Annotated in this window: 13 protein-coding genes and 1 tRNA gene; 13 read left to right on the top strand and 1 reads right to left on the bottom strand. The window is 56.8% G+C overall.

The features are described from left to right. Nucleotides 1-2 precede the first annotated feature (2 nt). The 8 genes from HGO40_RS03360 to HGO40_RS03325 all read left to right on the top strand — a co-directional run bounded on the left by HGO40_RS03360 (nt 3) and on the right by HGO40_RS03325 (nt 7,554). Entirely contained in the window at nt 3-698 is a 696-nt protein-coding gene (locus HGO40_RS03360; protein ID WP_250961876.1) for an ABC transporter permease, read from the top strand. Next, nucleotides 695-1,384, top strand: a complete 690-nt coding sequence (locus HGO40_RS03355; RefSeq protein WP_250961875.1) for an ABC transporter permease — start codon at nt 695-697, stop codon at nt 1,382-1,384. Before HGO40_RS03360 ends, HGO40_RS03355 begins: the two co-directional genes overlap by 4 nt. Next, entirely contained in the window at nt 1,365-2,597 is a 1,233-nt protein-coding gene (locus tag HGO40_RS03350; protein ID WP_250961929.1) for a methyltransferase, read from the top strand. Before HGO40_RS03355 ends, HGO40_RS03350 begins: the two co-directional genes overlap by 20 nt. Before the next feature lie 331 nt (nt 2,598-2,928). Then, nucleotides 2,929-3,753 (top strand): FkbM family methyltransferase, encoded by an 825-nt coding sequence (locus tag HGO40_RS03345; protein WP_250961874.1) that lies wholly within the window; start codon nt 2,929-2,931, stop codon nt 3,751-3,753. Nucleotides 3,754-3,828: 75 nt separating this feature from the next. Beyond that, nucleotides 3,829-3,904 (top strand) — tRNA-Thr (locus HGO40_RS03340). A gap of 164 nt (nt 3,905-4,068) precedes the next feature. After that, on the top strand, nt 4,069-5,397 hold the full coding sequence (locus tag HGO40_RS03335) for a tyrosine-type recombinase/integrase (RefSeq protein WP_250961873.1): 1,329 nt from the start codon (nt 4,069-4,071) through the stop codon (nt 5,395-5,397). Between the two features lie 904 nt (nt 5,398-6,301). Then, nucleotides 6,302-7,282, top strand: coding sequence for an integrase domain-containing protein (locus HGO40_RS03330; RefSeq protein ID WP_250961872.1), 981 nt, complete (start codon nt 6,302-6,304; stop codon nt 7,280-7,282). Continuing rightward, the gene (locus tag HGO40_RS03325) at nt 7,279-7,554 is read left to right on the top strand and encodes a hypothetical protein (RefSeq protein ID WP_108216163.1); all 276 of its coding nucleotides are present in this window, start codon (nt 7,279-7,281) and stop codon (nt 7,552-7,554) included. Before HGO40_RS03330 ends, HGO40_RS03325 begins: the two co-directional genes overlap by 4 nt. Nucleotides 7,555-8,056: 502 nt before the next feature. Here the strand turns inward: HGO40_RS03325 and HGO40_RS03320 are convergent. After that, nucleotides 8,057-8,785: a TetR/AcrR family transcriptional regulator gene (locus tag HGO40_RS03320; RefSeq protein ID WP_154861231.1), complete on the bottom strand. Its 729-nt coding sequence runs from the start codon at nt 8,783-8,785 to the stop codon at nt 8,057-8,059. Here HGO40_RS03320 and HGO40_RS03315 point away from each other — a divergent pair. The 5 genes from HGO40_RS03315 (at nt 8,784) to HGO40_RS03295 (ending at nt 13,473) form a co-directional block, all read left to right on the top strand. After that, a complete protein-coding gene (locus HGO40_RS03315; protein ID WP_108216161.1) occupies nt 8,784-9,695 on the top strand; it encodes an alpha/beta hydrolase in 912 nt (303 codons plus the stop codon). The two genes, HGO40_RS03320 and HGO40_RS03315, sit on opposite strands and share 2 nt — an antisense overlap. Nucleotides 9,696-9,738: 43 nt before the next feature. Beyond that, nucleotides 9,739-10,575 (top strand): short-chain dehydrogenase/reductase, encoded by an 837-nt coding sequence (locus tag HGO40_RS03310; protein WP_230138893.1) that lies wholly within the window; start codon nt 9,739-9,741, stop codon nt 10,573-10,575. 100 nt (nt 10,576-10,675) lie between these two features. Continuing rightward, nucleotides 10,676-11,449, top strand: coding sequence for an SDR family oxidoreductase (locus HGO40_RS03305; protein ID WP_108216483.1), 774 nt, complete (start codon nt 10,676-10,678; stop codon nt 11,447-11,449). A gap of 263 nt (nt 11,450-11,712) precedes the next feature. After that, nucleotides 11,713-11,922 carry a hypothetical protein gene (locus HGO40_RS03300; protein ID WP_158273936.1) on the top strand — a complete coding sequence of 70 codons (210 nt, stop codon included), beginning with the start codon at nt 11,713-11,715 and terminating at the stop codon, nt 11,920-11,922. A 231-nt stretch (nt 11,923-12,153) separates the two neighbouring features. Continuing rightward, nucleotides 12,154-13,473: an outer membrane protein transport protein gene (locus tag HGO40_RS03295; RefSeq protein WP_108216159.1), complete on the top strand. Its 1,320-nt coding sequence runs from the start codon at nt 12,154-12,156 to the stop codon at nt 13,471-13,473. Nucleotides 13,474-13,829 lie beyond the last annotated feature (356 nt).

Below are 13,829 nucleotides of genomic sequence, written 5' to 3'. Positions count from 1 at the left end.
CCATGATGATCGATCTCTACGGATTCGGCCCGGCGCTTGCCGCCGGCGCGCTGATGACCGTCAAGTTGGCGCTCACGGCCCTCTGCCTGGGGCTGGTACTCGGCCTGCTCGGCGCCCTGGCCAAGACCTCGCCGCACAAGCCGCTGCAATGGCTGGGCGGCACCTATTCGACACTGGTTCGCGGCATCCCGGAATTACTCTGGGTACTGCTGATCTATTTCGGCACCGTCAACCTGATGCGTGCCCTGGGTGAGTATTTCGGCAACCCCGACCTCGCCCTCGATGCCTTCGCCGCCGGGGTCATTGCCCTGGGCCTGTGCTTTGGCGCCTACGCCACCGAAGTGTTTCGCGGCGCGATCCTGGCGATCCCCAAGGGCCACCGCGAGGCCGGCGTCGCCCTCGGCCTGTCGAAGTGGCGGATCTTCACCCGGTTGATCATGCCGCAAATGTGGCGCATCGCCCTGCCTGGCCTGGGCAACCTGTTCATGATCCTGATGAAGGACACCGCGCTGGTCTCGGTGATCGGCCTGGAAGAAATCATGCGCCATGCGCAAATCGGCGTGACCGTGTCCAAGCAACCGTTCACCTTCTATATGGTCGCCGCCTTCATGTACCTGGGCCTGACGGTGCTCGCCATGATCGGCATGCACCTGCTGGAACGACGCGCCGCCCGTGGATTTACCAGGAGCACCCAATGAACTGGGACATCATCATCAAGTGGCTGCCGAAGCTGGCCCAAGGCGCCACACTGACCCTGGAACTGGTGGCCATCGCCGTGATCGCCGGACTGCTGCTGGCGATTCCACTGGGCATCGCCCGCTCTTCGCGCCTGTGGCAGGTGCGGGCATTGCCCTACGCCTACATCTTCTTTTTCCGTGGCACGCCGCTGTTGGTCCAGCTGTTCCTGGTCTACTACGGCCTGGCGCAATTCGATGCCGTGCGCAGCAGTGCGCTGTGGCCGTACCTGCGGGATCCGTTCTGGTGCGCCACGGCCACCATGACCCTGCACACGGCCGCCTACATCGCCGAGATCCTGCGCGGCGCGATCCAGGCCATCCCCCGTGGCGAGATCGAAGCCGCCCGGGCCCTGGGCATGTCGCGGCCCAAGGCGCTGTTCTACATCATGCTGCCCCGCGCCGCGCGCATAGGCCTGCCGGCCTACAGCAACGAAGTGATCCTGATGCTCAAGGCCAGCGCCCTGGCGAGCACCGTGACCCTGCTGGAACTCACCGGCATGGCCCGCACCATCATTGCCCGGACCTATATGCCGGTGGAGATCTTCTTCGCGGCGGGCATGTTCTACCTGCTGATGTCCTTCGTCCTGGTTCAAGGATTCAAGCAACTGGAACGCTGGTTGCGTGTCGATGCCTGCCAAGGACGCTGACAGCGGCGGTCTAACGGGCGAGGCACTGCTCGCCCGCTTCACGGCGTTGGATGTTTTTCTCACAGCGCACCAGGCGCTGTGGAAACCACGTCCATTCACCTATCTGCATCTGCCTTGGGAAACATCCCACCCGGAATTGGCCCAATGGCTACGCCAGCGTTCGCTGAAAGCGGCGGAAAACGATCATCACCAGCCATGGTTGATGGAAGACGCGCCAGCGCCATTCCCGGAACTGGCCGCTACCTCTCGCGCGTTGAGTGCTGTCGCAGCATTACCCGCCAACACGCTCGAAGCGCCACGCCATCGCCTGACCGTCGACGTGCCCGGGCGCAAATGGCCACAGATCGAAGCCTTCGCCAGCCGCTTGCACTTCGCCACCCAGCCAACTCACTGGCTCGATAGGTGCGCCGGCAAAGGCCACCTCGGTCGACGCCTGCTGCACGATGAGCAGCAACTGACCTGCCTGGAGTACGATCCTACGCTGGTCGCCAGCGGCCAATTGTTGAGCCAGCGCCATCGCCTGCCCGCCACGCACCTGCAACAAGATGTGCTCGCGGCAGACGCGGCCCAGGTACTGCATCCGGAACATACCCCCGTGGCCCTGCACGCTTGCGGCGACCTGCATGTGCGCCTGATGCACCTGGCCAGCGCCGCTGGCTGTGCGCAACTGGCTATCGCGCCATGCTGTTACAACCGCATCAGCAGCGAGCGCTATCAAGCGCTGTCCGACGCAGCCAAAGTCTCTGCCCTACAGCTATCACTCGACGATCTCGGCCTGCCGCAAACCGAAACCGTCACCGCTGGCGCGCGTGTAAGAAGACAACGGGACCAATCCATGGCCTGGCGCCTGGGTTTCGACCTCCTGCAACGGCAGATCAGAGGGTGCGACGACTACCTGCCCACCCCGTCGTTGCCCAGCGCCTGGCTGGAAAAATCCTTCGCCCAGTACTGCACCGATCTGGCGGCCCTGAAAGACTTATCCACAGTCGGCACGCCTGATTGGGTCGCTCTGGAAGCAGCAGGTCACCAGCGCCTGGCCGAGGTGCGCAACCTGGAGTTGCTGCGAGGCCTTTTCCGACGGCCACTGGAGCTTTGGCTGGTGCTGGACCGAGCACTTTTCCTCACGCAAAAGGGCTACGACGTTCGCCTTGGCACCTTCTGTGAAACACCCCTGACGCCGCGCAATCTGCTGTTGCTGGCAGAGCGTTACTGAGACGAAACAGCCTGTGGATAACTCTGTTGATGAAATAAACTCGACTCCAAGAAATCCGTGATTTCCTGACCGAATCAGCATTGGTCAATTTTTGTTCACATGGATAAAAAACCATGAAAACAGGTATTTGCGACGAAACGCGAAAGCGGTCACAAAATCGCAAGGTACCCCGCACGTCATCCAGCCCGTTGTGCATAAGCGTCTAAGCAAAACGACATAACCGCCGAATTCAGTGCTGCCCCGCGCCAATAATTGCGTCCACCGCGCCCGTGCTATACAACAGCCCCACGTATCGTGATTGACACCATGCCGACACACTCAAGGACAGGCCGTGACGTTCATTTCCTACGCACAAAACTTCGAAGACATACGCCTGTGGCGCGCCCTTCAATCGGTGGAAAACGGCTATTACCTCGACGTCGGCGCCAACCATCCGACAGATGATTCGCTCACCCGCGCGTTTTACGACCGCGGCTGGCGCGGCATCAACATCGAACCGGTGCCAGCCTATTACGACGCGCTCTGCCAACAACGCCCGGACGACATCAACCTGCAATGCGTGGCCGGCGAAAACGCCGACAGCCTGACTTTCTACACCATCGCCGACACAGGCTTATCCACAGTAGAAACCAGCGTCGCCCAACAACACCGCGACGCCGGCATGGACGTGCGCACCCAGACCGTCCAATCCCGCACCCTGGCCTCCATCTGCGAGCAGTACGCCCAGGCCCGCCCCATCCACTTCCTGAAAATCGACGTCGAGGGCCATGAAGAAACCGTGCTGCGCGGCATGGACTTCAGCCGCTGGCGCCCTTGGATCATCCTCATCGACACCCCATGGGCCCGCGACCAGACCTGGGAAAACCTGGTAACCGACGCTGGCTACCAATCCATCCTGTTTGACGGCATCAACACCTACTACCTCGCCGAAGAGCACCTGGCCCTCCAACCCGCCTTCGACATCCCCCCGTGCAACCTCGACGGCTTCCAGCTCTGCAAAGGCCACAAATTCACCCACCCCATCGACGATGCAGACCTACAGCTCAGCGCCGCACTGCAACGGGCGGAACAGGCCGAAGCCCAACTCCACGCCATGCAAAACAGCCGCGCGTGGCGAGCCTTGCAGAAAGTACGCGCCCTGCTGCGCCGCGCTTGAGCATGGGTCGTGCAAAAATAGTCAGAATTCAGGGGTTTACAGAACGCGCCCAATCGCTATAATCGTCGCCCACACGCCGGTATAGCTCAGTTGGTAGAGCAACTGACTTGTAATCAGTAGGTCCCGGGTTCGACTCCTGGTGCCGGCACCACATTAGGCTCCATTGCATTCCACCGAATGCTCTGGAAGCCCCGAAAACCCGCCCTTTGGCGGGTTTTTTCGTTCCAGGACCCTCTGTCGGGATCCAACAAAATCCCCCTTCCCCGAGGGTATGTTAGGGGTACTGCGATTTCCCGGTAAGGAGCGCGTACCCCTATGCCACGTCTAGCGATCCCCCTCAGCGACCTGCAATGCCGCACGGCCAAAACCCGCGAACGCGCCTACAAACTGTTCGACGGCGGAGGCATGTACCTTTTCGTCAAACCCAATGGCGTGAAGACCTGGCGCTTGAAGTACACCAAGCCCAGCGGCAAGGAAGGCACGCTCATCATCGGCAATTACCCCATCGTTACCCTTTCCGTCGCACGACGTAAGCGAGACGAAGCCAAGGCGTTGCTGCTAGACAACCTCGATCCAATGGAAGAAAAGAAGAAGGCCAAGATCGTAGCCCAGCGGGCGGCACTGCTTTTCGAAACCGTTGCTCTGGAGTGGCACGCCGACATGTCCCGTCGCTGGACCGAAGGACACGCAAAAACCGTGATGAGCCGACTGCGTACCCACGTCTTCCCGCTGATCGGCCAACGGCCCATCGCCGAGCTCGATACCCACGACCTTCTAGAGATCACCCAGCGCATCAAGGAACGCGGCACCATGGATGTGGCGTTAAGGGTACAGAACTACTTATCCACCATCATGCGCGGGGCCAAAAGAGCCCGGCAGATCACCATGAATCCTGCACTAGATCTGGCAGGCTCGATTCACGCGCCGCGCACAATCCATCGCCCGGCCCTCTCCCTCAACCGCCTACCCGAACTGCTGCACCGTATCGACAACTACAACGGCCGCGAGCTGACGCGCCTCGCCGTCCTGCTGACGTTGCATGTATTCGTCCGCTCCAGCGAACTGCGCTTCGCGCGATGGAGTGAGTTCGACCTCCAACGCGCCATGTGGGAAATCCCCGATACACGCGCTCCGATTGAAGGGGTACGCAACTCCACACGAGGGACCAAGATGAACGGCGACATTCAAATGGTTCCTCTATCGCCGCAGGTCATCAAAATACTGGAGCGCCTGCGCAGCCTCAGTCGTTTTTCAGAGTTAGTGCTACCGGGAGACCACAAGTACTGGAAGCCCATGTCCGAGAACACGGTGAACACCATGCTCCGCAACGTCGGCTATGACACCAGCAAGGACGTGTGCGGCCACGGCTTCAGGACCATGGCCTGTAGCGCCCTGCTGGAGTCCGGGTTATGGACCGACGCAGCCATCGAACGGCAAATGAGTCACAAGGAACGCAACCGCGTGCGCGCCGCTTATATCCACAAGGCCGAATTCCTCGAACAGCGTCGGCTGATCATGGCGTGGTGGAGCAACTACATCGACGCCAACCGCCATGGGCATGTGACGCCCCACGAATTCGCTCACCCGGTCGGCGACAACATTACAGCCCTACAAAATAGCCGTGGCGCATCCAAACGTGGGTAAGCCAAAGAGATCACCGCAGTCCGCCCTTCCACGCGGGTCCATCCAAGCGGGGCTGCAAAGCCGCCCTGCTTGGATGGACCTCATTTAAAAAATCTAAAGCCCACGCAAACTGTCTGTGGAAAACCACTGATTTCCACTGGTGGATAATTTCATCCACAGCCGCAGAACTCCCGGAAATTCGAGCCTTGACCCGAATTATCCACAGGCGTAGAAAAGATCTGGCAAAGCGCTGTCGTTGACAGCGACCCAGGTAGCCAGGACCTTTAAGGCTACGCCACACCGTGGTGGTTCTCCCCAAGTGCGTTTAGCGTCCGGCAGCACGCACGGTCACTACCCATGTGATGGATGCCACTTCTACTCATGGCCCTCGTGCGCCAGATGCCCCTTTACTTCGCTGCCCTGCAGCAACCTATCCGCTTGGCCATTTCATTGCGCCAACCTGCGCCCGTCTCTTTCTTCCGGAAAGAGACGGGCGCTACTACCACTGCTGCAGCCCAACTCGTACAAGGCTTTGCGGCATTCCCCCTCGTGACAATCGGCGTGACAAACACCGAAGTTACCAGCAACAGCGATGCCGATGATGGTGCCGCAGCCCACGGAATGGACTGCACCTGACTGACAGTCAGGTATGCCCCGGTCGTCGCCTCACTGCCTTCACCCGACTCAGGATCTCGCGGCGCTGGTCTCGTCAGCCAGTGCAGCCTCCACCCGCCCACTTCTGCGGAAGTGCTCAGGAGGCCAGATTATGAGATGCCTAAGCTCCCGGTCGTAAAGAGCCGCCAGTCCCGCGTTAGTGGACAACCCTCACAGGTCGCAGGGGCCTTGATCCCTGATAACACTCAGCATTCTTGGCGGGATGACGTGGGGAAGGTTTCGAAGGTTTGGCTTCGAGAGGAATATGGTCATGGGATTAGTAGCTAGACGAGATGGGCGCAATTTTGGCTATGGCCGGCAACTGAGCTTTGCAGGACCGCAGGCACTGAAAGACCTGTTTGGCGGCGGGCATTACGGCACGGTCAAGGCGCACAGTGATCGGTGGCAAGCGTTTGTACGCTGGTGTCGGTCGGAGGAAGGGCCGGGGTTTAACGATGCGCGGCAAATTAATTGGCAGACCTTGCTGGACTACGCCGGACATCTGCGTCAGCAAGTTGACCAAGGTGAGCTCGCCATCGCCACCGCGCTAAACCGGTTGTCCAGCGTCAACCGGACCATGGCCGCGCTTCGCGGTGATCAGTATGTGAAAGTGCCGAGTCCGAGCAAGGCGCTGGGAATGCGGCGCACCAGCGTTCGTTGCTCGGTGCCACAAGGCCAAGACCGCGAACACGTGAAGCGGATCGTAGAGGTACTTTGCAAACATCAGCAGCCGCGCACCGCGGCCATCGCTAAGTTAACGCGAGCCACTGGCATGCGTCTGCGCGAAGCGATTCTGGCCGACCTACCGCGACTCAAGCGTGAAGCCGAACACTACGACAAGATCAACATCCAGGACGGCACCAAAGGCGGCCGATCCGGTGCGTCAGCACCTCGCTGGATTACGGTAGATGACCATATTCGAGAAGCTCTGAGGTTTGCCGAACAGGTTTCGCCCGATGGTGGCCGCAACCTGCTGGCACCGAACGAAAGCTACCTCGATTTCTTGCAGGGGATCGTCCGCCCCGCCCGAGATATCCTCCATACGCACAACTTCAAAGGCTTCCACGAACTGCGCGCGGCTTATGCGTGCGAACGCTATGAGCAAATCACCCGCCATCCCGCCCCCCTCAACGGAGGCCATTGCTATCAACTCGACCGACGCCTAGATCAGGATGCCCGAGTACAAATCAGCTATGAGCTGGGGCATGGCCGTATCGACGTGGTGTCGGCTTACATTGGTGGTCGAGCATGAGCAAGCCATTCGATATGGAGCTGTTCCTGTCAGGCGTCCTGACCGGGTCGCATACCACCCGCCAACGCCACCTACGTCAGGCGAAGGCTATCCAAACAGCAATCGCTGAGCGCTGGCAACGCGACAATCCATGGACTTGGCAAAGAAAACACCTGGCGTGGTTTTTGAATCACCACCTAAACCAGCACGCTGAATCGACGCGGTATTACTATTTGCTGACCATGCAATTACTCACTCATCGCTTAGGAAAACCCTTTCAGTTCAACCGCTAAACGAATGTCAGAAGACGGCCGAGGCTGTGTAAAAACGTTTTAGCGCAGGATTGAGGTTCAGAACCAGAACGGAAATCGCGTTCCTACGCAAATTTCAGGTCTGCTGATTAACCAAGGACTGCCAGATTTTACGTAGCGACGCAGACTTTAAAACGGTGCCTGCTTATTTACACAGCCTGGGCCAGAAGCGGACGTCCAGGAACGACTGCTTCCGGTCGATTCTGTTGAAAAAGTCGGCCATGGTTTGCGCAGCAGAAAAGTATGCGTCCGAGATTTAAATCTTTGCTTTCGGCAGAGGCTTCCGGACGCAGACTTTACGTAGCAGCGTGCAAAAAAGGCGATTTAACCAGTGAATGACCAGACTGTTTGGGCGAACCGACTTTTCAACAGAATCGGCCAAAAGCGGTCATCGAGTGACTACAAAAGCAGAGGCGATCCAGCATGGCCGGGGATGTCTACCGGAGCGGGGGTAGTCACTTCTTTCATGACGGACTGCAAAGAATCATGTACGGCGTATGGAGATGCCCTTGACGACAATACTCACCCATTGCGCCCACAACTGCTCCATTCCGTTTTGACTTATAGGAGTTGCATCCGCCCGCCAAGACAAGCTCAGGATGCCATTTGCAGCTGCCCATAACGAGGTGGCAGCCAGGCATGGGTCTATCGTGGGGTCAATGGTGCCGTCAGCTATGCCATCGCGTAAGGCTGCTTCCATCTTGCTGTTCTGGTGCCTTATCAAATCGCTCATTCGCGCGACCGCTTCAGGCTCATTGGGGGGATCTGCGAGCAGGCGGAACTCATTTGGCCGCTCACAAGCGAAGCGAAAATAACCCTGTGCAACGATCCAAAGTCGCTCCATGGGCGTCCCGGCAGCCGCATAAGCTGCGTCCATGTAAACCTTGTTTTCCTCAAAGGCCCGTTCAGCAACAGCCATAAGCAAAGCTGATCGCCCGCCAATCCTGTTGTAGATGGTCTGCACCGCAATATCTGCCCGTTCAGCTACGGCCTCGAGAGTAAACGCGGCCGCTCCGCCCTCCAAAAGCAAGGCTTCGGCATTCTGGATTATCGCTAGCCGCGTGGCTTCAGCCTTGCGCTGGGTGCGAGTGGGAGCGGGAGCGGGAGTAGAGGGCGTGGAATTTGTCATGGCGCGAGTATACACGACGATTGGTTGTTGTATGTTCATCCAAAAGTGGAATAGCATCAAAAAAATAACAAAGGTACCCGCCATGTTCCAACGTCTCGATGTCTCTTTTCCATCCGGCGACGCAAGGTGCGCCGCTTGGCTGTACCTGCCAGAACAACCTAAGCCACATCCCGTCATCGTGATGGCTCACGGCCTGGGTGGCGTACGAGAAATGCGCCTAGAAGCGTTTGCCGAGCGCTTCTGTGAGGCCGGATACGCATGCCTGGTGTTCGACTACCGCAACTTTGGTGCAAGCCAAGGCGAACCTAGGCAACTGCTGGACATCAAGCGTCAGCAGGAGGATTGGCGATCAGCCGTTGCCTATGCTCGAACCCATGACGATTTGGATGCCGCAAAGGTAGTCCTATGGGGCACTTCGTTTAGCGGCGGGCACGTGATCTACACCGCAGCGGCTGATGCAAAGATCGCAGCTGTGATGGCCCAGTGCCCTTTTACTGATGGGTTGGCGTCATTACTAAAGGTCGACCTGTTCACTTCGCTCAAATTGACCGCATGGGGTGTCGCCGACGTGGCTTGCTCTCTAATTGGTGCCGGGCCTGTAACCGCCAAATTAGCTGGGCCAAAGTGGTCTGCGGCGCTTATGACCGCACCGGATGCGGAGTCTGGGTATCTTGGATTGGTACCCGCTAAATACCCTTTCAAGAATTACGTAGCGGCTCGATTTGCGCTGGCTATCGGGCTCTATAGGCCGGGGAAAAAGACCCCGAAGCTTCTTTGCCCAATTTTATTTTGCATCTGCGAAACAGATAGCGTCGCACCTACAGGCCCCACATTGCGCCATGCCAAAAGGGCTCCTGACGCTGAAATTCATATGTGCAAGGAAGGACATTTCGACATCTATGTCGGGGAGGCCTTCGAGCATGTCATCCAGAAGCAAATTTCCTTTCTAAAGCGTCGCGTCTCACGCGGAGCCGCACGCTTCCACGCTGCATGACTTAGCGCCATCGCTGTCTGCCCAACAATAACAATATCGAGATATGAACATGTTTCATTTGCAGGATAAGGTCGTATTAATTACTGGCGCGGGCGGAGGCATTGGTGCCGCAACCGCTCGAGCAATGCATGCCGTCGGCGCGAAGGTTGTACTGCTGGACGTAACAGAAAACGCTATCCAAGAGCTTGCAACGGAGCTTGGCCCACGAACTCTAGCGATATTCGCGAGCGTCACCTCCCGCGAAGATTTGGATCGAGCGGTTGCGAGGGCTGTAGAGACCTTTGGTGGAATCGACGTCGTGTTCGCTAATGCGGGTATCGCCTGTGATCCGCCCACGACCATCAGAAATATGGACGAGGCGACATTCGAACGAGTCGTTGAGGTCGACCTATTGGGTGTTTGGCGGACGGTGCGTGCGTGTCTGCCCCAGATTTGCGCCCGCAATGGTCATGTCCTAGTCACGTCATCCGTATATGCGTTCGTCAATGGGGTGGTGAATGCGCCCTACGCCATGTCCAAAGCTGGTGTAGAGATGTTCGGCCGCTCTCTTCGGGCTGAACTTGCAGGGACAGGTGCTACTGCAGGTGTTCTTTACCCAGGTTGGGTATCGACAGCGATCGCCAAGAGCGCTTTTGGGGGGAATGCAGAAGCCACTGAGCTTGTGAAGCTGGCGTACCCAAGTGTGTTGAGAGCGCCTATTCAGCCAGCGAGAATCGCGGAGGCAGTCGTCAAGGGGGTTCAGACTCGTTCTGCCCGAATTAACTGTCCGCGCCGGTGGATCCCCATTTCTATTCTTCGAGGGATCTTTAATCTGCTCACGGATTTGACTTTGGACCGTGATAAAAGAATTCATGCGCTGATTCGCAAGATGGAAAAATAACTGCCCTGTGCAGATAAACTGATTTATTACTCTCAGTGCCAAGCTCAGAGGGCAGTCAGCAAGTTTGCTCCGCTTAAGCGGCTTACACATGGACATTAAGATGAACAATAAACCTACTATATTCATCACAGGCGCGGGCAAAGGAATTGGTGCCGAAACGGCCTTGTTTTTTGCTAAGCAGGGATACCGAGTCGCAGCGACAGACATCAGTGAGACAGACCTTGTCATGCTGAAAAAGAAACTTGGTGGAAGTCATTTCTATCGTCGTCTAGATGTTACTCAATCTGATGAGTTTGCCGCCGTGTTAAGTGAGTTTGCGTCCGAGAGCGGCGGTGCCATTGATGTGCTGTTCAACAACGCAGGCATAGCCTTCATCGATGATTTTGAGAAAGTGACTCTTGAGAAACACCTCTCGGTCACCGATGTCAATGCTAAGGGGATACAGATTGGTGCCTTCCATGCGCTCCCGTACCTTAAGGAAAGCGCGGAGCCGGCGATGATTAACATGTGTTCCCTCAGTTCTGAATATGGCGTACCAAGCGAGGCATCATATTCAGCCAGCAAGTTTTGGGTAAAAGGATTTACTGAGGCCTTAAACATCGAGTGGGATCGATACGGGATTTATGTATGTGACGTGATGCCAAATTTTGTGGCTACGCCAATGATGGATGCGGCACATGGAAATATCGTCGACTCGGTAGGTATTCATCTAAAAGCCAGCGATGTTACTGCAACAGTATGGAAAGCCGTGCAGAACCGAAGGGGCGTTCATTGGGAAGTTGATACCTGGCGTCCTCGACTGATGCGTGCCGTGACTAAATTTCTGCCACAGCGCACGCGCAGAGCCATTATTAAGAATCTGTCGGGCTATTAGTTAAATACCTTCTAGTCTCCATCAACTTGGTATCCGTTACGGAGAAGGGGTCATCATATATAGCTTCTAGCCACCGAACAATCTAACTCTGGCAATAATAGTAGTAGGAGAACTGGATCAACGAACAGTTCTCCGGTGAGGCGCCCTTGCCTGCAATAAGTAAAGTGTTGCCGATCGGTAATAGAAACCTTGGAGCGGATTCAAGCCCCTTCTTATCTTCTGCCCGACCAATTACGCCCTTCTGGGCTACACGAGGAATGATCATGATCATCACCCTTCATGAACTTGAGGAGCTCAGCACTAAGGCAGAGAAAAAGCCTTTTGATGTCGGATTCGAGTCGGGACTTTCCGGCCGAACACTCTTCGACTGCCCTTATGGCCATGTCACGGATGAAGCCTACCGGCAGCGCCATGAGTGGCTAGAGGGATTTCTCACGGCTTTGGCGCATAACGGAACTTCAGGCGCGTTCTGATCGCCCGTGATCGGAGCTAGTTGCCGGCGTAGCTCCGCGCGCTCACCGCGCTATTTGTCATTACCTCGCAAGGCAGCATCTGCAGCAGAGCACGCCGGCGAATCGGGCTACAAGGTGCCTTCTACAGGGACCTTTTCACAACATCGATGAACGCCAACCGGCACTGCCAAGTGCACCGGAAGGTGAAGCTTTGCCTGCGCACCAATCAATAAAAACAATACGAGGTGGGAAATGAAACTGAGCAACCGTGCAATCATGTATCTCTCAGTCGTGGGAGAAGTGTCTGCCTGGACTAAATTCGCAGGTGTCGTGGCAATACTCAGCGCTTCCACAAGCGTCCTAGCCAATGGCATTGCCTTAAATGAACAAAGTGCAAGCAGTGCGGGTACTGCTTATGCGGGGAGATCGTCTTCTGCGCTGGACGCCAGCACTATCTTTGGAAATCCTGCAGGTTTGACCAAATTGAAACGTACCGAGATTTCCGGCGGAGCCGCGGTCGTCTCGGTGAGCGATGACATCAGTGACGCGCAGAGCAGTGCCCCGGGAACGAACAAAGGGGACTCGGTCCCTTTGGGGGTTGTGCCCTTTGCCTACATGTCGACGCCGCTTGACGATCGTTTTTCGATGGGTCTGGGCCTGTATGCTCCGAGTGGTCTGATCAATGATTACGAGAGCAGTTTTCAAGGCCGTTACCATGGTTCCTATAGCACGACCAAGGAGATCACCCTGCAGCCCACCATTGCCTGGCGGATCAATGATTACGTGTCCATTGGTGGCGGACCGACCATAAACCGCTTCAATGCAAAGCTTCAGAACTACCTGGCCACCGGCGCCCTGAACAACGGCGAAGACACGCTGGTCACCATCAAAGGCGATGACACCGCACTTGGCTACAACGTCGGCATCTTGATTGACTTTACCGAGGCCACCAGCTGGGGGATCAACTATCACTCGAAGGTGGACTATGAACTTGAAGGGCATACTGAGGTTTCCGGCTCCCCGAGCTTTATTTCGCTGGATGGAAAGTATGACAACAAGATAGATCTCACGATGCCCGAATCCGTGGATACGTCCATCACCCATCATTTCAACAGTCGCTGGACGGGTTACCTGGGAGCTACCTGGAAACGCTGGAGTCGGATCCAGAAGGTTGAGGCCCTCAACAGCGGTCTTTCCCCCCTGGGCCAGGCAGCTGGCCTGGGAAGTGTGACCGAAGAAATGAACTGGCGTGACACCTGGTCTGGTGCTCTGGGTGCCTCTTATCAATTGAACCAGCAATGGCTACTGCGCGCAGGCTACGCCTATGACCCGTCGCCCATCAGGAACGCCGATCGCAGCGTGCGCGTTCCGGTCGGGAATCGCCAAGCCGTGACCTTGGGCGGTGCTTATTCGCCGAATCCCGATCTGACGATCGACTTTGCTTACGGTTATCTCTGGGATTCCAAAGTCTCGGTAAAGCAATCGAACAACTCAGGTCTTCAACCGGAATACAGTGCCAACTACGACAACAGTGCGAATGGGGTTTCGGTTCAGGCCACTTATCGGTACTAACCGCCCTGATGACGCAACGCCCATTCCTGAACCTGTAAGGTGGTTCGTCACAGGGATCGTTGTTGACAGGCAGCAATTGGCCGTCTGCTGTCTGTCACCACGGCAGTTTTTGGCGGATTCCTGCCTATTCTCTACGGAGGGGATAATCGACAACGTTCGAGTTCAGGAGGCTTACCATTCCGTATGTGGCTCTGAATTACTTGCAGACTGACAACGTGCTGACCTCTAAAAAATCCCGAGTTCGATTCCACCGAACGCCATAACTAGCTGATTTATTTATAGTTACTAGTTGGGGTACGCCGAATTTTCCAGCGAATTCCAGATCCGCAGAAAACCTGGCCTCGCAGCAAGCTACC

The organism is Pseudomonas sp. CG7, from assembly GCF_023701885.1.
Classification (GTDB): domain Bacteria; phylum Pseudomonadota; class Gammaproteobacteria; order Pseudomonadales; family Pseudomonadaceae; genus Aquipseudomonas; species Aquipseudomonas zanjanensis.
Note: the sequence above shows the minus strand (reverse complement) of the source record. Positions and strands in the feature narration are given on the sequence as shown.

Coding starts and splice junctions, on each gene's coding strand:
- HGO40_RS03315 (WP_108216161.1), top strand. CDS start 8,784: ATGTTCCAACGTCTCGATGTCTCTTTTCCATCCGGCGACGCAAGGTGC.
- HGO40_RS03350 (WP_250961929.1), top strand. CDS start 1,365: ATGCCTGCCAAGGACGCTGACAGCGGCGGTCTAACGGGCGAGGCACTG.
- HGO40_RS03355 (WP_250961875.1), top strand. CDS start 695: ATGAACTGGGACATCATCATCAAGTGGCTGCCGAAGCTGGCCCAAGGC.
- HGO40_RS03320 (WP_154861231.1), bottom strand. CDS start 8,785: ATGGCGGGTACCTTTGTTATTTTTTTGATGCTATTCCACTTTTGGATG.
- HGO40_RS03360 (WP_250961876.1), top strand. CDS start 3: ATGATGATCGATCTCTACGGATTCGGCCCGGCGCTTGCCGCCGGCGCG.
- HGO40_RS03310 (WP_230138893.1), top strand. CDS start 9,739: ATGAACATGTTTCATTTGCAGGATAAGGTCGTATTAATTACTGGCGCG.
- HGO40_RS03305 (WP_108216483.1), top strand. CDS start 10,676: ATGAACAATAAACCTACTATATTCATCACAGGCGCGGGCAAAGGAATT.
- HGO40_RS03335 (WP_250961873.1), top strand. CDS start 4,069: ATGCCACGTCTAGCGATCCCCCTCAGCGACCTGCAATGCCGCACGGCC.
- HGO40_RS03330 (WP_250961872.1), top strand. CDS start 6,302: ATGGGATTAGTAGCTAGACGAGATGGGCGCAATTTTGGCTATGGCCGG.
- HGO40_RS03300 (WP_158273936.1), top strand. CDS start 11,713: ATGATCATCACCCTTCATGAACTTGAGGAGCTCAGCACTAAGGCAGAG.
- HGO40_RS03295 (WP_108216159.1), top strand. CDS start 12,154: ATGAAACTGAGCAACCGTGCAATCATGTATCTCTCAGTCGTGGGAGAA.
- HGO40_RS03325 (WP_108216163.1), top strand. CDS start 7,279: ATGAGCAAGCCATTCGATATGGAGCTGTTCCTGTCAGGCGTCCTGACC.